The 18,266-nt window shown below is 41.0% G+C and carries 15 protein-coding genes; all 15 read left to right on the top strand.

Features of this window, described 5'->3' with window-relative positions:
• The first annotated feature begins 18 nt into the window (after positions 1–18).
• The 15 genes from rpoC to HYB91_RS01770 all read left to right on the top strand — a co-directional run bounded on the left by rpoC (position 19) and on the right by HYB91_RS01770 (position 18,265).
• The gene (rpoC, locus tag HYB91_RS01700) at positions 19–4,293 is read left to right on the top strand and encodes a DNA-directed RNA polymerase subunit beta' (RefSeq protein WP_253719588.1); all 4,275 of its coding nucleotides are present in this window, start codon (positions 19–21) and stop codon (positions 4,291–4,293) included.
• A gap of 255 nt (positions 4,294–4,548) precedes the next feature.
• Positions 4,549–5,295, top strand: coding sequence for a head GIN domain-containing protein (locus tag HYB91_RS01705; RefSeq protein WP_002675884.1), 747 nt, complete (start codon positions 4,549–4,551; stop codon positions 5,293–5,295).
• 188 nt (positions 5,296–5,483) lie between these two features.
• A complete protein-coding gene (locus HYB91_RS01710) occupies positions 5,484–5,987 on the top strand; it encodes a methyltransferase family protein (protein ID WP_002675883.1) in 504 nt (167 codons plus the stop codon).
• Positions 5,988–6,028: 41 nt separating this feature from the next.
• Positions 6,029–6,505 carry a pyridoxamine 5'-phosphate oxidase family protein gene (locus HYB91_RS01715; protein WP_002675882.1) on the top strand — a complete coding sequence of 159 codons (477 nt, stop codon included), beginning with the start codon at positions 6,029–6,031 and terminating at the stop codon, positions 6,503–6,505.
• Positions 6,506–6,517: 12 nt separating this feature from the next.
• A complete protein-coding gene (locus HYB91_RS01720) occupies positions 6,518–6,961 on the top strand; it encodes a hypothetical protein (protein WP_002675881.1) in 444 nt (147 codons plus the stop codon).
• 28 nt (positions 6,962–6,989) lie between these two features.
• Complete coding sequence (locus HYB91_RS01725) at positions 6,990–7,829, top strand: CPBP family intramembrane glutamic endopeptidase (RefSeq protein ID WP_002667627.1); 840 nt, start codon at positions 6,990–6,992, stop codon at positions 7,827–7,829.
• A gap of 181 nt (positions 7,830–8,010) precedes the next feature.
• Positions 8,011–8,676, top strand: a complete 666-nt coding sequence (locus HYB91_RS01730) for a type II toxin-antitoxin system HicB family antitoxin (protein ID WP_002675880.1) — start codon at positions 8,011–8,013, stop codon at positions 8,674–8,676.
• A gap of 59 nt (positions 8,677–8,735) precedes the next feature.
• Positions 8,736–9,203, top strand: coding sequence for a GNAT family N-acetyltransferase (locus HYB91_RS01735; RefSeq protein ID WP_002675879.1), 468 nt, complete (start codon positions 8,736–8,738; stop codon positions 9,201–9,203).
• Between the two features lie 91 nt (positions 9,204–9,294).
• Positions 9,295–11,748 (top strand): glycogen/starch/alpha-glucan phosphorylase, encoded by a 2,454-nt coding sequence (locus HYB91_RS01740; RefSeq protein ID WP_002675878.1) that lies wholly within the window; start codon positions 9,295–9,297, stop codon positions 11,746–11,748.
• Positions 11,735–12,949: a MalY/PatB family protein gene (locus HYB91_RS01745; RefSeq protein WP_002675877.1), complete on the top strand. Its 1,215-nt coding sequence runs from the start codon at positions 11,735–11,737 to the stop codon at positions 12,947–12,949. Before HYB91_RS01740 ends, HYB91_RS01745 begins: the two co-directional genes overlap by 14 nt.
• 26 nt (positions 12,950–12,975) lie before the next feature.
• Positions 12,976–13,497: a DUF308 domain-containing protein gene (locus HYB91_RS01750; RefSeq protein WP_002675876.1), complete on the top strand. Its 522-nt coding sequence runs from the start codon at positions 12,976–12,978 to the stop codon at positions 13,495–13,497.
• Between the two features lie 97 nt (positions 13,498–13,594).
• Positions 13,595–13,765, top strand: coding sequence for a hypothetical protein (locus HYB91_RS01755; RefSeq protein WP_002667639.1), 171 nt, complete (start codon positions 13,595–13,597; stop codon positions 13,763–13,765).
• 108 nt (positions 13,766–13,873) lie between these two features.
• Positions 13,874–15,337, top strand: a complete 1,464-nt coding sequence (purF, locus tag HYB91_RS01760) for an amidophosphoribosyltransferase (protein WP_002675875.1) — start codon at positions 13,874–13,876, stop codon at positions 15,335–15,337.
• A 130-nt stretch (positions 15,338–15,467) separates the two neighbouring features.
• Positions 15,468–16,934: a TldD/PmbA family protein gene (locus HYB91_RS01765; RefSeq protein WP_002675874.1), complete on the top strand. Its 1,467-nt coding sequence runs from the start codon at positions 15,468–15,470 to the stop codon at positions 16,932–16,934.
• Complete coding sequence (locus HYB91_RS01770; RefSeq protein ID WP_002675873.1) at positions 16,931–18,265, top strand: TldD/PmbA family protein; 1,335 nt, start codon at positions 16,931–16,933, stop codon at positions 18,263–18,265. Before HYB91_RS01765 ends, HYB91_RS01770 begins: the two co-directional genes overlap by 4 nt.
• Position 18,266 lies beyond the last annotated feature (1 nt).

Below are 18,266 nucleotides of genomic sequence, written 5' to 3' on the forward strand. Positions count from 1 at the left end.
TAAGGAGAGGGAAAGATTATGAGAGATATACAGGATTTTGACAGCTTGATGATAAGGCTTGCTTCACCCGACACTATAAGGGCTTGGTCCTATGGGGAAGTCAAAAAGCCTGAAACAATCAATTACCGAACCTTGCGTCCGGAGAGGGACGGTTTGTTTTGCGAAAGAATATTCGGAACCACAAAGGAATGGGAGTGTTTTTGCGGAAAGTTTAAATCAATCCGTTATAAGGGCGTTATCTGCGACCGCTGCGGTGTTGAGGTTACTCACTTTAAGGTCCGCCGTGAACGCATGGGACATATAGAACTTGCAGCCCCCGTTTCTCATATTTGGTATTACCGCTCGGTACCTAGCCGAATGGGACTTTTACTCAACCTACAGGTTGCAGCTCTGAGGTCTGTTTTGTACTATGAAAAATACATCGTTATAGATGCAAACGATACCGACTTGGAGCCCATGCAGCTTTTAACCGAAGATGAATACAGGGATGCTCACGAACGCTATGGAGCTGCCTTTACCGCAGGAATGGGAGCAGGGGCTATTAAAACCCTTCTTCAAAATATAAACTTGGATGAGCTTGCAGCCCAGCTTCGTGCTAAAATGATTGAAAAAGGTGCAAAAAGCGATCAACGCCTTTTGCGCAGAATCGAAATAGTCGAAAATTTTAGAGCATCGGGCAACAAACCCGAGTGGATGATTCTTGATGTTATTCCGGTTATTCCTCCGGATTTACGCCCAATGGTTCAGCTTGACGGAGGCCGCTTTGCAACCTCCGACCTCAACGACTTGTATCGAAGGGTTATTCACAGAAACAGCCGTTTGAGTAAGCTCATGGAATTAAAGGCTCCCGATATTATTATCAGAAACGAAAAGAGAATGCTCCAAGGAGCGGTCGATGCCTTGTTTGATAACTCAAAACGGAAAAAGGCTATTAAGGGAGCTTCAAACAGACCTCTAAAATCGATTTCCGATCTTTTAAAGGGAAAGCAGGGAAGATTCCGCCAAAACCTATTAGGTAAGCGAGTCGACTATTCAGGCCGATCCGTTATCGTTGTAGGCCCCGAGCTCAAGCTTTGGCAATGCGGTCTGCCCACTAAGATGGCCTTGGAGCTGTTTAAGCCTTTTATAATGAAAAAACTTGTTCAAAAGGAAGTTGTTTCCAATATTAAAAAGGCAAAACTCCTTGTAGAACAGGAAGCTGCCGAAGTTTTTGCAGTCCTTGACGAGGTTGTAAGCGAGCATCCGGTTCTTTTAAACCGTGCTCCGACCCTCCACAGACTTGGTATTCAAGCCTTTGAACCCGTTTTGGTAGAAGGAAAGGCTATCCGCCTCCATCCTCTTGTATGTAAGGCCTTTAACGCCGACTTTGACGGCGACCAGATGGCTATTCACGTTCCGCTCACTCAGGCGGCTCAAATGGAATGCTGGACTTTGATGCTTTCAGCCCGAAACCTTCTAGACCCTGCAAACGGAAAAACAATAGTTTTCCCGACACAGGACATGGTTCTAGGTCTTTACTATCTTACAAAGGAAAGAGCTCTGCCTGAGGGTAAAAAAGAGCGCCTTTATTCTTCCGTTCCGGAAGTTTTGATGGCCGCAGAATGTCATGCCATAGGCTGGCAGGAACCCGTTTTAATCGACTATGAAACGGAACCCGGTAAGATTGAAACCGTAAGAACTACACCGGGAAGGATTCTATTTAATGAGGAAATGCCCGAAGGCGTTCCCTTTACAAATTATGCTTTGAACGATAAAAAAATACGAAAACTGATAGAGAATGTCTTTAAGGATAAGGGGCCGTGGCTGGCTGTTCAGCTTTTGGACAAGCTCAAGGCTGTCGGCTATAAGTACGCTACATATTTCGGTGCAACTTTGAGTATGGAGGACATGATTATTCCTCCTGAAAAGGCCGGAATGCTCGAAAAAGCCAACAAAGAGGTTTTGGAAATCTATAACCAGTATAAGGGCGGCCACATTACCCAAGAAGAACGCTATAACCGTGTTGTTGACGTTTGGCAAAAGACAAACTCCAATCTTAAAGAAATTCTTATGAAACGTCTGCAAGAAGACAAGGGCGGATTTAACACGATTCACATGATGGAAACTTCGGGTGCTCGAGGTTCTAAGGATCAGATAAATCAGCTTGCGGGAATGCGAGGTCTTATGTCCAAGCCTACGGGAGACATCATCGAACTTCCGATTAGATCGAACTTTAAAGAAGGCTTAAACGTTATGGAATTCTTTATTTCGACTAACGGTGCCCGAAAAGGTTTGACCGATACGGCTCTTAAAACCTCTGACGCAGGTTACCTGACCCGCCGTCTTGTTGATATTGCCCAAAACGTAGTTGTAAACGAAGAAGACTGCGGTACCATCAACGGTATAGAATATGCCGCAATTAAACGCGGAGACGAAATTCGTGAGTCCTTGAGCGAACGTATTGCCGGAAAATACACTCTGGAAAGGGTTATTCACCCAATTACGGGAGAGCTTCTCATAGATGTAAACGAATATATTACCGATGAAACAGCTAAGAAGATAGAAGAAGCCGGTGTTGAAACCGTTAAGCTCCGCACCGTTTTAACCTGCGAATCCAAGCACGGTGTTTGCGTAAAATGTTACGGACGAGATCTTGCACGAAACCGAATTGTCCGAATAGGGGAGGCTGTAGGTATTATCGCAGCCCAGTCCATCGGTCAGCCCGGTACTCAGCTTACGATGCGTACCTTCCACGAGGGCGGTACGGCTTCTAAAAATGTTGAAGAGAACAGAATCGTATTTAATGACTATTCTATCATCGTTCGCGGTATAAAGGGTTCTTATGTAACCCTTAAAAACGGACACTTCCTCTTTACAAGAAAAGGCGAGTTTACATTCAGCAGGGTATTGAACGAATATGCTCTTAAAAAAGGTGAAACAGCCCTTGTAAGTACTGGTACAAGGGTGGTAAAGGGAAATCCTCTTTATACATTAAAGAATGGAAAGGAAGTGCTTTCAGAAAATATAGCTATTGCCGAAGTCAGAGATAATATTATCTATTTGACAGGTCAAGAGCAGACAATAGAGATAAGAAACGGTTCAGAGGTTGTAGTAAAAGAAAATGATGTTATAAAGGCCGGAGAAACGGTCGGTACCTTCGACCCCTTTGCCGATCCCATTTTGGCTGAATATGACGGCTTTGTCCGATTTGAAGATATTTTGCCCGGTACAACCTTAAAAGAAGAAGCCGATGAAGAAACGGGTGTTGTCGAAAAGCGAATAAGCGATGCTCACTTCGATAAGATGCAGCCCCGCATCTTTATCTCAGATGAATCGGGTAACACCGTAGGTGAGGACTCTTACTTCCTCCCCGGAGGTGCACAGCTCTTGGTTGAAGAAGGTCAGGAGATTAAGGCCGGTGCAATCCTTGCAAAGATAGCAAAAGAGTCGGTAAAGACTAAGGATATTACCGGAGGTCTTCCGCGAGTTTCGGAGCTTCTTGAAGCCCGCAGACCAAAGTCGCCTGCCGTTCTTGCCGCTATTGCCGGTGTTGTTACCATAAAGAAAGGCTTACTTAAGGGCAAGAGAACTATTATGGTTCGAGACGAATACGGCCATGATGTAAAGCACTTGGTTCCTATCGGAAAGAGAATGCTTGTCCGTGACGGAGATACGGTAAAAGCCGGTGAGCCCTTGTGTGACGGCAGCTTTGATCCGCACGATATTTTAAATATCCTCGGTGAAAATGCCCTTCAAAACTATTTGATGAAGGAAATCAAGGAAGTTTATGATGCTCAGGGTGTTACCATCAACGATAAACACGTAGGTATAATAGTACGTCAGATGCTCCGAAAGGTAAAGATTGTTTCGGTTGGAGATACCAAGTTTATCTTTGACCAGCAGATAGATAAATACCGCTTCCATGAGGAAAATAAGAGGGTTAAGGAAGAAGGCGGTCAGCCTGCCGTTGCCCGTCCTATGTTCCAAGGAATTACAAAGGCAGCCTTAAACATCGACTCCTTTATTTCGGCCGCTTCTTTTCAAGAAACCACGAAGGTTCTTACAAATGCCGCTATTGCAGGTTCTTCGGATGAGCTTCGCGGCCTAAAAGAGAACGTAATTATCGGTCATCTTATTCCTGCAGGAACAGGTATGAAGCAGTACCGAGATATTAAACTTTTCGATAAAAATAAGAGCGACTTGGATATTCAGATGAACGAAATCCTTGAACGCCGAAGGCTTGAAGCTGAAGCTGCACAAGCTCTCGAAGAAAAAGAACTTATCGAAGAAGAAAGCTTTTTGGATGATCTCTAAAATATAGGGGGAGAGGGAAACTTGTTCAGACGCAAGTTTCCCTCTCCCCCTAAAACCCCCTCTCCCTTCAACGACTGCTTAGGGGCGCAGCCCCTAAGAACCCGCATTTTTACAAAGGTTTTGGTTTACTCTTTGGTTGAGATGGAAACAAAAGGATTAAGGTAAATTCAAAGGTTGGGATGTAATTTTTTCAGCATTGACATATTTGAGGCTTTAAAGTATTATTATAAAAGAAACTTATCCTAAGGAGTTTTTATGAATAAAGTCAAAGTAATCGGTGTTGTAAAAGCTGCCGTGATAACGGCTCTTTTGGTTATTTGTATAAGCTGCCAATCTTTTTCCTGTTCTGGTGAAGTGATCAAAGGAAACGGAACGATAGAAACCAAGACATTCCCTCAAAACAATTTTAATGCTATTTCTATTGCTGGCGGATGGACTGCCGATATACGGTATAGCGAAACCTTTTCCATTCAAATTGAAACTGATGAAAATATTTTCCCCTATTTGGATATATCTCGTACATGTAATACTCTTAATATCGGTTTTAAGTCGGGATACAGCATATCACCGACTCAGTGCAAAGTTTCTATCACAATGCCTGCTTTAATAAGGTTGCAGACAGCCGGTTCTCTTACAGCTGTCATTTCATTATTTAATATTCCTCAAGAAACGATGTCGATAGATATCTCAGGCAGCGGTAATATTACCGCACACGAGATTACGGTAAACACTCTAAAGGTGGACGTATCCGGCTCAGGCGATTTTTCTGCAACGGGAAAAGCCGAAAATATGATAGCGGATATCTCCGGTTCAGGGGATATAAAAACAACGGATTTTGAAACCGAAAAGGCGGATATTTCAATTTCAGGCTCCGGCTCTGCAAAAGTATGGGTTACACGGCATTTAAAAGCCGATATAGGTGCCTCCGGTTCCATCCGTTATAAGGGTAATCCTGTTATTGAGACTAAAAGTTCAGGCAGCGGCCGCATATCTTCTCTTTAAAAAGTTATGAAGGCTTATTTTTGACAATGCAGATGGCATTGTCAAAAAACGCTGTCGAGTTTGCCTTTCGACAAACATCGCTTTATTGTATGCCGTTTCTCACTGACGTTACGAAACGGCGAATTGAACAGCTTCCAAAATTGATATTTTGTTCAGCTGTTCAATTTTAAGGAAGGATTTTATATAGGATGAAAAAAGAAAACCAAGAACATCTCCCTGTTATGGGGGTAGGGCCGGTGTGTATTGCAATTATGATTGCGTTCACCGCTGCAGGGATTGCGCTTGTCAAATTCAATATGCTTACAAGCGGCTATATTGGCGGCGGGGTCATTACGGTTCTTTTTGTAATTGCCGGAATCTTGTGTATTGCAGGCGGTATTATCTTGTGGTACGCTGCGGTATTCAGTGCCAAGATCGACATCACGATAAAATCGAACCGGCTTGAAACCGGCGGCGTGTATGCCATCGTGCGTAATCCCATTTATTCCGCTTTTTTGTTTATCTGTATCGGTGCTCTGCTATTCTGCCGGAATTGGTATGTATTGATTTTGCCGCCGCTCTTTTGGGTATACCTTACCGTGTTTATGAAGCTCACGGAAGAAAGATGGCTTTCAGAACGCTTCGGCGAGGAATATAAAGCTTATAGTAAACGGGTCAACCGCTTTATTCCGTGGAGAAAAATACATAACTAATTGCTGATGAGTAATTTGTAATTCTATTGGGAGGTTTATTTATGAGAAGAGTAGACAGGGCAGTAACGGATAATCGGCAAATACAATCAATTATCGAAAAAGCAAAGGTTGTACATATCGGCATGATCGATAATGACCGGCCGTATGTAGTGCCGATGCAGTACGGTTTTATATTTAACGAAGACAAATTGACTTTATATGTGCACTGCGCAAAAAAAGGGCGGAAGCTGGATATTATCAACAAGAATCCGCATGTTTTTATCGAGCTTGAAACGGAAGCTGTGATTATTTCCGGAGGAGAAGTTCCGTGTGAGTACGGATCGGAATATGCAAGCGTTATGGGAGACGGTACAGCTGTTTTTGTTGAAGATGTAAAAGAAAAGATTTTAGGTTTGCAGCTGTTGATGAAAACACAGACAGGCAGAGATTTTGAAATAACCGAACAGATGACAAAACAGGTTACTGTTTTACGTATCGATGTTCCATGTGTAACAGCAAAAAGCAGAGCTAAGGTTTAATAGGAGGATACTATGTGTAAAGAATGCTATGTAAACGAAAACAGAATTACCCCATTACTGAATCCCATAGATTGTTTGGAAAATCATACACAATATATCTGCGGAACATGCGGCCGATGTATTTGTATTGAACATGATCCGCAACGGGGTTTGCAAAGATGGAATTTCCCGTTTAAATCATTGGAAATTGCAAAACTCTATTTGCGTACTGCGGATTATACCGAAAAAAAGGCCTGCGGTATCTACGAAATAGAAAACAGCAAGGGCAAAAAATCATATAAAATTTTTCCGTCCTATGACGATCTGCTTTTATTTTTGAAAAAGAATAAAGACAAACAATGCAAACAAACCGCACCTCTTTTTACTGTTGGGAAATATAAAGAATATCCGCATACACAGATACGTATGTTGACTCCTGCCGAAGTAAAAAAATACATGAGTGAGCGTAAAAACTGAGGAAATTGGAATAAGGGAGAAATAATATATGAAGAGAATCAATAAGCCGCTATTTGCTGTACTTTTGATTTATATACTTTGCTTTATACTTAGATTTATAGAGTATTTTATTATTCGTACAGACCAGACTTTTTGGGGTGAAGCATTTTTACACAAACTTTTGGGTATAGTTATTTTATTCATAGTAGCTAAACTATATAACTTTAAGGCACAAGATATCGGTTTTAATAAAGAGAGAGCTGTAAAATACACACTTATGGGATTGCTGTTTGGAATTTGTATATATATATTGGCTTATAGCATAGAGATTGCTATAGCTGTTTCGGATAAAAACTTCCGGTCATTACAGTTATATGTCAGTACTTATTCTGTAGATAAAAATATAGGAAATCAAACTTCAATATTATTTTTTGTAATTTGTATTATCGGGAATATCATTAATGTGGTTATGGAAGAAGGCATATTCAGAGGTCTTTTTCCAAAAATGCTTGAGAAAAAGTATGCATTTTTTGTATCCGCACTTATTACTTCCGGTTTGTTTGGATTATGGCATTTTATCGGACCTCTTAGAAATTATTTTGACGGTAGAAACAGTATCGAAGGTATGTATGCAAATATTATTATGTTAGTTACCGCTTCCGGATTTATCGGATTAAAATTTGCTTTATTAACAAAATTGACCGGCTCTATTTATATGTCAATGGGAGATCACTTTGTGAATAATGCAATCATCAATATTCTTCATGTTATTTCCTTTACAGGAGGCGATGAATTGATGTTTGTAAGAATTGCAATTGCCCAATCTGTATCGTTTATAATTATTCTGCTTGTCTATCTGCATAAAAAGAAATTTCAGCGTAACAAGTAGAAAATATACTGCTAGATATCTTGCGGAGAACGTAGAAGAAAATGAATAATGAAAAAGAGTTATATGAATCTATAGAAAATAATGAATGGAAATCTATGAAAAAATTTTCTGATCTTAGCGGGAAAACTGGTAGAAGGATAAACGGTTAATCAACTATAAAATAACCGGCAAGGAGTCTTTAATGCACATAATCTACGAAACTAATGGCTTAGGTTTTCTTGGTTGGATAAAAGATTTACCCGGGGCTTATATTAGGGGGAAGACTCTGGAAGAGGCTAGAGGGAAAGTCAATAAAGAAATAACTTTATACAATGAATGGCTTAATTTTGAAGAAGCTATCGATATGCAAATAAATGAAGAAATAAAAAAATCCGATTTACACATTGAAGATGCCGATTCCGATATTATATTTGATTCGGAGCTAATCGATTTTGATAAGCAAGACGATTTTCTTTTTTGGTGCAATAAAGTTTTACTTTCCGGAACAAAAACTGAAGAAATATATAAAAGAATGAAGAATAAATCGCTAATTGACATTACGATGAAGCGGAAAACTTTTTACGGTGATGTATATTGTACAATTAATGATCAATATCGTCACATTGTTAATGTTCAAAACTACTATTTAAATCAAATCGGTACTGAAATGAATATAGGCGATGATCTCCGGCTCAATCGTATGGAATTTATAGAAAAACTAAAGGAAAAATATCTAAAAGAGGGCAATAAGCTGTATCGTAATGAGAGTGAGGATTGGACGGTTAAAAAAGTAATTCGTAGAACTATTTGGCATGACCGCATTCATATCAGAGCTATAGAAAGAATGGAAAAACGCTTAAGCGGATGACTTGAGGTAGTAGCTCCATTATTACCTCGAATATCATAAAATATAAGGAGGTAAAAATCATGGATTTAAGTTTTAGGTTATCAAAAGATGCAGAGCATATCGCATTAATGAGTAAAGATGTGCAAGAGCTTCATTATAGATTGTATCCTGAATATTTTAAATCTTTTTCATATGATGAAATATTAAACTTTTTTAAAAAGCAATTACAAGAAGAAAATTGGTTTTGCTATATTGTCTCTTGTGATGGAAAAGATGCCGGTTATGCTTTATTTTATATTCGGGATTATCAAGAAAACCCTTTTAGAAAAGCCTATAGGGGGATACATATAGATCAAATCGGCATAGCGCCTGAATATAGGCGAAAGGGAATCGGCAAGGCCTTTATAAAAGAAATTGAAAAAATTGCCGTTAAAGAAAAAGCCTCACAAATCGAGTTGACTCATTGGGAGCTGAACGAAGATGCAAAGTGTTTCTATGAGAGTCTTGGTTTTGATACATATATCAGATTTGTTGTTAAAAAAATATAAAGCCCTCCAATTAATAAAGCCTTGATTTTATCTGAAAAAAGACATACAATAAATATAGAGTAGTATGGATACATAAGAAGGAGGTAGAAGCTTGGTTATTTCAAAAGAAGAAGTTAAGGATTCCGTAATAAGACGTTTAAAGAGAAATTTCAGTAAAAGTCTTGATAAGGCTACCCGCAGAGAGATTTATGATGCCGTAGCCAGTACGGTTATGGAGCTGATTCAATCTAACTGGATTAAAACTATGAATGCTCAAGAGAAAACCGGCGTTAGAAGGATGTATTATCTTTCAGCCGAATTTTTGATGGGGCGTGCCTTAATCAATAATATAAACAATATGGGTATTCGAAAAACCATTGAAGAAATTGCAGATGAAATATCCGAACCTCTTTCGATTATCGAAGATGAAGAGCCGGATGCCGGTTTGGGAAACGGAGGCTTGGGAAGACTCGCTGCATGTTTTTTGGACTCTCTTGCAACCATGAACTATCCGGGGCACGGCTACGGCATCCGCTATAAGTATGGAATGTTTGAACAAAGAATCGAAAACGGCTATCAAGTCGAATATCCCGACCGCTGGCTTTTTGCCCGCGACCCTTGGGAAGTACGCCGTTCCGATTTGAGCGTTAAGGTCTACTTTGGCGGTATTCCTTCTTCCCGAACATCCGAAAGCGGGAAACTCTATTATGATCTAAACGGAGCGGAAGAAATTATTGCCACCCCTTATGATATGCCGATTGTCGGTTACGGTACGGACACGGTAAACACCCTCCGCCTTTGGGAAGCTTCTTCCGATGACGGCTTTGATCTTCCGCTTTTTAACAGCATGGAATATAACAGGGCCTTCCAAAAACAGATAGATGCCGAAAGCATTTCCTGTATTCTATATCCGAATGATTCCGGCCCGCCCGGGATGAACTTACGCTTAAAGCAGCAATACTTTTTTACTTCTGCAAGTTTACAGGATATTATACGCTCCTTTATACATAGAGAAGGTACGGATTTTACCAAGCTGCCCGACTATGTTGTAATCCAGCTAAACGATACCCATCCTGTTGTGGGAATCCCTGAGCTTATGCGTATTTTGATGGACGATTATCATCTTGAATGGGATACCGCTTGGGATATTACAAAGAAGGTTTTTGCTTACACAAACCACACGATTTTAGCGGAGGCCTTGGAAAAATGGCCGATAGATGTTTTTCAAAAACTTCTGCCTAGGATTTATCAAATCGTTGAAGAAATAAACAGGCGCTTTTTGGCAAAGCTTTACGAAAAATATCCGGGGGATTGGAAAAAGCACAATAATATGGCGATTATGGCTGACGGAAAGATTCACATGGCCCGCCTTGCCATAGCCGGAGCCTTTTCGGTAAACGGAGTTGCCGCTCTTCATACCGAAATTCTAAAGCACAAAGAGCTTGCCGATTTTTATGACCTCTATCCGAATAAGTTTAACAATAAGACAAATGGAGTAACTCAGCGGCGTTGGCTTTTAACGGCCAATCCTCTTCTTTCCGAGTTTATCACAAAATACATAGGCGACGGCTGGATAACTAATTTGAATGAATTAAAAAAGCTTGAAGCCTTTATAGATAATGAAGAATTTTTAGAAGGTTTTATCGAGGTTAAACATAAAAACAAAATCAGGCTTGCCGAATACCTTGAAAAAAATCAAGGCATATTTATCAATCCCGATTCTATCTATGATGTTCAAATCAAACGACTCCACGAATATAAAAGGCAGTTACTGAACATTCTCCATATAATGACTCTTTATAATAGAATCATAAACGACCCGTCCTATGACCCTGTTCCGCAAACCTTTATCTTCGGAGCAAAGGCTGCGGCCGCCTATAGGCGTGCAAAGGAAATAATAAAGCTCATAAATACGGTCGCCGATAGAATAAATAACGACCACAGGGTTGCCGGAAAATTAAGAGTTGTCTTTGTTGAAAACTACCGCGTATCTGCTGCAGAAAAAATCTTCCCTGCTGCCGATATTTCCGAGCAAATTTCTACTGCCGGAAAAGAAGCCTCCGGTACGGGCAATATGAAATTTATGATTAACGGAGCCGTAACCATCGGTACCCTTGATGGGGCTAATATTGAAATTATCGAAGAAGCCGGAGCAGAGAATGAATTTATCTTCGGGCTTAAGGCTGAAGAAATTTTAAAGATGGACAAGGAAAACACTTATAATCCGAGGGAGTACCTTGCAGCAAATCCTGAGCTGGAAAAGGCTGTCAATCAGCTTATTGACGGGACCTATACCTTGCCGGGAGAACAAACCTTTAGAGGGCTTTACGATTCTTTGATTTACGGTGTTGAAGGTCAGAGGCCCGATACTTATTATGTTCTTGCCGATTTTAAGAGCTATCAAAAAGCTCACGAGCAAATTATAAGCGAATATTATCACCGCCATGCTTGGGCAAAAAAATGTATTTTAAATATAGCCCGCTCCGGAAAATTCGGTTCGGACAGGACTATTCAAAACTATGTTGATGAAATTTGGAGACTGGAAAGAATAAATGTCAATCAATAAAACAAGAAAGTATGATTTTGAAAATACCCTTCCGCGAAAAAACATAGGTTCTGCTAAGTGGGAGCTTATGTACCAATGGAAACATGATGTTTCGGACGGCATAATTCCGCTTTCGGTGGCCGATATGGAGTTTAAAAATCCGCCCGAAATAACTGAAGGCTTAAAAAGCTATCTCGATAGACTGATTTTAGGTTATTCTATGAGATATCCCGATTATGATAATGCCGTAATCAATTGGCTTAAACGTAAACATGATTACAGTGTAAGCCCCGAAATGATTATGCAGACTCCCGGTATCGTAAATGCTTTTTTTGCCGCAGTAAATGCCTTTACCGAAAAAGGGGACGGTGTAATAGTTATGCGGCCGGTATATTATCCTTTTTCGATGGCAATTGAAATGAATGAACGTGAACTCGTAAATTGTTCTCTTCTATGTGATAAGGACAATTATTATACAATAGATTATGAGAAATTTGAACGTTTGGCAAAGCAGCCTAAAAATAAACTTTTGATCTTTTGTTCGCCTCATAATCCTGTGGGCCGTGTATGGAAAAAAGAAGAATTAAAAAAACTTGCCGAAATAGCCTTGGAAAATAATGTTATAGTTTTTTCCGATGAGATTTGGAATGATCTTGTAATGCCCGGCTATAAACACACCCTTATGGCAAGTATTTCAAAAGAAATAGCGGCAAATACCATAACTGCGACTGCTCCTTCAAAAACCTTTAATGTTGCAGGACTTGCTACATCAAATATAATTGTCGAAAATGAGACTCTTAGAAAAAAATACGACGAAATGCTTCAGAGGATGAGATCTTCAAGCGTAAATGCTCTCGGCTTTAAAGCCTGCGAAATAGCTTATACCCAATGTGATAAATGGCTTGAGGAACTTCTTCAAGTTCTTGATAATAATCAAAAACTGGTTAAAAACTATTTTGATTCCAATTTTCCCATGCTTAAAAGCAGGTTCATTGAAGGTACATATCTTCAATGGATTGATTTTAGAGCCCTAGGAATGGATAACAAAACTTTGGAAAATTTTATGCATAATGAAGCTCAATTTTTTACGGATGAAGGTTATGTTTTCGGTTCTGAAGGAGACGGCTTTGAAAGAATCAATGTCGGCTGTCCTACTAAAATTTTACAGCAGCATTTGGAAATGCTCGGTAATGCATTAAAGAAAAAATTGTTATCGTTATAATATCGTATTATTTATAAGGAGTATATATGTCTGAAAAAAAATTATCTTATTCCATGATTTTTTTGGCTATTGCCGTGATGTCTACTGTTTTAGGGCTTGTATGTATTTTTAACCCTGACAGTATAACAAGAATTATTGTGACTATTGTAGGTATTTCGTTAATCGTTTACGGACTTGTCGAAATTTATCAGTTTCTTTCGATTAAGATGAATACCTTTTTGGTTTTGGGTATCATTCTTATAGGACTGGGGCTTTTGTGTCTGGTAAATCCAAGTGCCGTTCTCGGTCTTATCGGGCTCGTCCTCGGGCTGTTTTTGATTTGTTTGGGAGCTGTTGAGGTCAAAAAGTCATTCGATCTAAAAAGATACGGTGTGAAGCTGTGGTGGCTTTGGCTGATTTTTGCCGGAATTGTATGCCTAATAGGGCTTTCGGGGCTTTTTAATCCTGCAAGCATTTCAGGCCTCTTTGCAAGTCTGATAGGTTTAGGCTTTTTGATAAACGGGATAAGCAGTATTTGGCTCTTCTTTGTATTGAAGAAAAGGAGCTGATTTTTATATTATCAATCTATTGACATAAAATCCGTTTTTTTTTATACTTATTCGGTTGATATAACTATAATCTATAATATTTTACTAGGAGGCAAGTATGGCTGGTGCAAGTAAAAACTCACGAACTGCTGCTGCTACTCAAAAATTTAATTGTCCCTGCGGCGGAGACATCGTATTAAAAACAATGGTCGATAACGGTAAGATTAAAAATATTGCAGAATGTTCAAAATGTAAAAGAGTTGAACGACGACCTAAAGACTTTCATTAATCGATCAGGTTTAAAAGTTCTTAAAATGCCGAAGAAGGGAGGCTCTTTCTGAAAGATGAAAGGTCTCCCTTTGTTGTTTTTTGATTAGATTTAGGAGAATTTGAGAAAATGAGCAAGGATGATATTTTTAAATCGAGTTTAGGGGAAGAATGCGGAATTGCCGCTGTCTGGGATTCAAACTCCTATAAGACGGAAAATCCTGAAAGGCAGCCTTTCAGGCCGGATGACGCTGCCCGCTCGGTTTTTTATGCTCTTTTTTCTCTTCAGCATAGGGGACAAGAAGCTGCCGGAATGGCTGTTTCAAACGGAAAGCACATCCGAGTCTTCAAAAAGCCGGGCCTTGTTTCCAACATTTTTACCGAACACGATATATCGAATCTCCAAGGTTATGCTGCCATCGGCCACACCCGCTACTCGACTACAGGTTCTTCTTCTTTTGGAAATATCCAGCCCTTTTATATAGAAACAATGCACGGGCCTATAGCCCTTGCTCATAACGGAAACCTTGTAAACGCCCCGCATTTAAGGCAAAAACTTTTGGAAAGAGGGGTGGGGCTTTCTTCTACCTCCGATACCGAAGTTATGATTATGATGCTTGCCGCTGCCAAGGGCGATTCTTGGGCGGAGCGTATAGCTTCATGTATGAGAGAATGGGAAGGAGCTTTTTCGATTGCCGTTTTAACGGTTGAAGGAATTTACATAGCCAGAGACCCTTGGGGATTCAGGCCTCTTTGTGTCGGAAGTTTTCAGGATGGTGTATCGGTTGCGGCAAGCGAATCTTGTGCTCTTTTAACGCTGGGCTGTAGGGATGTTACTGAGGTAAAAGCCGGTGAGATTCTAAAGCTTGTCGATAACGGAGCCGAGCTTTGTATGCGCATACCGCCTAAGGAGCCTCTTTCTCCATGTATTTTTGAGTATGTCTATTTTGCCCGCCCCGACTCGGTTTGGAACAATGCTTCGGTTCACGTATCCCGTGTAAATTTCGGAAAGGAGCTTGCAAAAAGCTCCCCCGTTGAGGCCGATATAGTTATAGCCATTCCCGACTCGTCCCGTTCGGCAGCCATAGGCTACTCCCAAGAATCGGGTATTCCCTATGATGAGGGCTTTTCAAAAAACCGCTACATAGGGCGCACCTTTATTCAACCTACCCAAAAATTGCGTGACCAAGGCGTTGCGATGAAGTTCAATGTTCTTTCCGAAGCTGTCGAAGGAAAACGCATCGTAGTGGTCGATGACAGTATTGTCCGCGGAAGCACCATGGGGCCCTTAATCAAAATGCTTAGGGGAGCGGGTGCAAAAGAAGTTCACATCAGAATATCTTCTCCTCCGGTACGATACTCCTGCTTTATGGGTGTAGATATGGGAGACCCTGAAAACCTCATCGCCCACAAAAAATCGGTTGAAGAAATCAGGGAACACATCGGTGCAGACTCCTTAGTCTATCTATCCCAAGAAAGTATGCTCAAAGCTATGAAAGATGCCGGAGCAAATACCCGCTTTTGCTGTGCCTGCTTTGACGGTAAATACCCCGTCGATGTCAGCGGCGCCGCCGATAAGAACAGCTTTGAGTAAAAAGCATTTTTAGGTTCTATTGTAACTCCATAATAAGGTTAAAGATTCCTGCTGTATGTTTTTCTTTTTTTCAATTGCAAAATTTGCCTCTTTTTGATATAATATCCCTAGTAATTATTTAGGGGGAAATATGATTTATACATCGGAAAGTCTGCTTGAAGCTGCAAAAAACGCCGTTCCTAAGGCGGAGCTTGTAACTTTACGCATTCACCGCACAAGAGATACCTTCTTTGCGGCTCAGGATGGAGCTTTTGAATCTTCCGGTTATTCGGTTGATCAGGGTTTTATGGTTGAGGTCTTGTATAAGGGGCATATTGCTTATGGGGCAAGTCAAAATATGACGCCTCAAGGGGCTGCCGAAGCTGCCTGCCAAGCCTTTAATGCCGCTAAAACCGCTTCAGCCTTTAAAATTGCCGATTTTGACAAAAATGTCAGGCCGTATACGGAATTAAAATACGAGACTCTCAGGGGCAAAAAGACCCGCCCTTCCAAAACGGAAATTTTCGATTATCTTTTTGAAATATGCAATATTTTAAAAGTTTCTGATGAGGTTATTGACACTCATTCCTATGTAAGTTTAGGCGAAGAGGTGATAGAGCTTTTAAGTTCAGGAGGTGCAAAAATCTTACAAGATTTTTACACAATAGGTTCAAGTTTCGGTGCCGCTGCCCGCCGAGGGGACATAATTCAAAGGCGAACTTATAACGGCGCAGGTGCCCGTACCTTTCAGGGAGGCTATGAGTTTTTAAACTTTGCCAAATCCAAGGTAGAAGCCAAAAGAGTAGGGAATGAAGTAATAGAGCTCTTGGGAGCCGAGTCCTGTCCTTCCGACAGGCGTACCCTTGTTCTTATGCCCGACCAAATGCTTTTACAAATTCACGAAAGCGTCGGCCACCCCTTGGAAATTGACCGCATTTTAGGCGATGAAAGAAACTTTGCTGGCGGCAGTTTTATAAAGCCTGAAGATATAGGAAGCTTCCAATACGGCTCAAAGCTTATGAATATCTGCTACGATCCTACAATTCCATATCAGCTTGCCACCTTTGCTGCCGACCAGACGGGAGTTCAGGCAAAGAAAACCTTTATAATCAAGGATGGAATTTTAGTCTGCGGATTGGGAAGCCTCGAAAGTGCAGGCCGCCTCTATGCAGGCAAAACCGTTCCGCCTGACAAGATGGTCGCAAATCAAAGGGCAACCTCGTGGAACCGGCCGCCGATAGACAGAATGGCAAACCTAAACCTTGAACCTGGAACCAGCAGCTTTGATCAAATAATTTCTTCAATCGAAAAAGGAATTATTATGACATCTAACCGCTCATGGTCGATAGACGATTACCGCAATAAATTTCAATTCGGATGCGAATACGGCCAATTAATTGAAAACGGAAAAATTACGAAAACCGTACGCGACCCGAACTACCGAGGCGTATCTCAAAACTTTTGGCGAAACCTCTGTGCCGTAGGCGACAAATCCACTTTCCATGTTTACGGAACGCCTAACTGCGGTAAGGGAGAACCGAATCAGGTTATCAGTGTAGGACACGCAAGTCCTGTATGCGCATTTTCTGATGTAGAAGTTTTTGGAGGCGGAAAATGAAAATGAGTTTTAAAGAATATTTTGAATCGATTGCCGATTTTATGCTTTCGGAACTGCTTGAGGGAGAAAAAATTTCGATTTCTTTTTCGGGCGAAAAGAGCTATTTTATGCGTTTTAGCAAGGCTAAGGTACGCCAAAACGGAATGGTTGATCAAGGCTATTTTTCTTGCACTTTTTGGAAAAAGAACCGCACCCATGATTTTCGTTTCGGTATTCAGATGAGTATGGAAAAGGATAAGAGGATGGCTGCAGCGGCTCTTCAAGAAGCTAGAGACTCTATAATGCTCTTGCCCGAAGACAAGTACCAGTCAATACCGGAAGCCTCTCAAACCTCTTCGGCAATATACACGGGAAAACTTTTACCCGAAGATAAGATACCCGAAACTATTTTGTCTCCCGTTAAAGGCCTTGACTTTGCAGGGCTTTATTCTCAGGGCGTTATTTGTAAGGGGGTTATAACTTCCGCAGGGGCAAGTCATTGGTTTCAAACCGAAACCTTTGTTTTGGATTATTCGGTTTGGCTCGAAAACGGGCGCGGTATAAAATCTCTTTATTCGGGAACGGAATGGAGTGATGCTCAATATAAGCTAAAGATAGAGCAAGCTCGAAAGGGCTTGGAGGTTTTACACACGCCTCAAAAAAAATTAGCCCCCGGAAAATACAAGGCATTTATAAGTGCCGATGCCCTCCTTGACGTAACCGACTTTTTTTCATGGAACGGTTTTAGCGAAAGGAGTATGCAGCAAGGCTCCAGTGCCTATCTTGCCTTAAAAGAGGGAAGGGAGCATTTTTCCGATAAGTTTAATTTGACTCAGGACTTTTCGCTTGGGCTTGAGCCTGCCTTTAACTCAAACGGAGAGCTGGCCCCCGAAAAATTAAGCATAATCGAAAAGGGTAAGCTTAAAAATACCTTGGTCAGTTTAAGAACCGAAACTCAGTACGGGGTAAAATCCAATGGTGCTCCTTTAAGCGAAAGTATGCGTTCAATAGTTATCGGAACGGGAAACTTAAACGAAGCTGATGCCGTAAAAGAGCTGGGTACGGGTATTTATATTTCAAACTTTAACTACCTGAACTGGAGCGATACCTCCTCGGCCCGCGTAACGGGAATGACCCGTTTTGCCTGCCTTTGGGTAGAAGACGGAAAAATCGTTGCCCCCATTGCCGATATGCGTTGGGACGAATCCTTGTACAATATGTTCGGGGAAAACCTTTTGGCCGTAACAAAGGAAAGCCGCATCTTTGCAAACACCGGCACCTACGGCAGCAGAAGCACCGGAGGAGCTTCGCTTCCCGGCATCTTGGTAAAGGATTTTAACTGCACGCTCTAAG

It is taken from the genome of Treponema sp. B152 (assembly GCF_024181665.1).
GTDB classification, from domain to species: Bacteria; Spirochaetota; Spirochaetia; order Treponematales; family Treponemataceae; genus Treponema_B; species Treponema_B denticola.

What these genes read in the sequence shown, in the direction of transcription:
- rpoC (WP_253719588.1), top strand. Translation starts at nt 19, where the DNA reads ATGAGAGATATACAGGATTTTGACAGCTTGATGATAAGGCTTGCTTCA.
- HYB91_RS01705 (WP_002675884.1), top strand. Translation starts at nt 4,549, where the DNA reads ATGAATAAAGTCAAAGTAATCGGTGTTGTAAAAGCTGCCGTGATAACG.
- HYB91_RS01710 (WP_002675883.1), top strand. Translation starts at nt 5,484, where the DNA reads ATGAAAAAAGAAAACCAAGAACATCTCCCTGTTATGGGGGTAGGGCCG.
- HYB91_RS01715 (WP_002675882.1), top strand. Translation starts at nt 6,029, where the DNA reads ATGAGAAGAGTAGACAGGGCAGTAACGGATAATCGGCAAATACAATCA.
- HYB91_RS01720 (WP_002675881.1), top strand. Translation starts at nt 6,518, where the DNA reads ATGTGTAAAGAATGCTATGTAAACGAAAACAGAATTACCCCATTACTG.
- HYB91_RS01725 (WP_002667627.1), top strand. Translation starts at nt 6,990, where the DNA reads ATGAAGAGAATCAATAAGCCGCTATTTGCTGTACTTTTGATTTATATA.
- HYB91_RS01730 (WP_002675880.1), top strand. Translation starts at nt 8,011, where the DNA reads ATGCACATAATCTACGAAACTAATGGCTTAGGTTTTCTTGGTTGGATA.
- HYB91_RS01735 (WP_002675879.1), top strand. Translation starts at nt 8,736, where the DNA reads ATGGATTTAAGTTTTAGGTTATCAAAAGATGCAGAGCATATCGCATTA.
- HYB91_RS01745 (WP_002675877.1), top strand. Translation starts at nt 11,735, where the DNA reads ATGTCAATCAATAAAACAAGAAAGTATGATTTTGAAAATACCCTTCCG.
- HYB91_RS01750 (WP_002675876.1), top strand. Translation starts at nt 12,976, where the DNA reads ATGTCTGAAAAAAAATTATCTTATTCCATGATTTTTTTGGCTATTGCC.
- HYB91_RS01755 (WP_002667639.1), top strand. Translation starts at nt 13,595, where the DNA reads ATGGCTGGTGCAAGTAAAAACTCACGAACTGCTGCTGCTACTCAAAAA.
- purF (WP_002675875.1), top strand. Translation starts at nt 13,874, where the DNA reads ATGAGCAAGGATGATATTTTTAAATCGAGTTTAGGGGAAGAATGCGGA.
- HYB91_RS01765 (WP_002675874.1), top strand. Translation starts at nt 15,468, where the DNA reads ATGATTTATACATCGGAAAGTCTGCTTGAAGCTGCAAAAAACGCCGTT.
- HYB91_RS01770 (WP_002675873.1), top strand. Translation starts at nt 16,931, where the DNA reads ATGAAAATGAGTTTTAAAGAATATTTTGAATCGATTGCCGATTTTATG.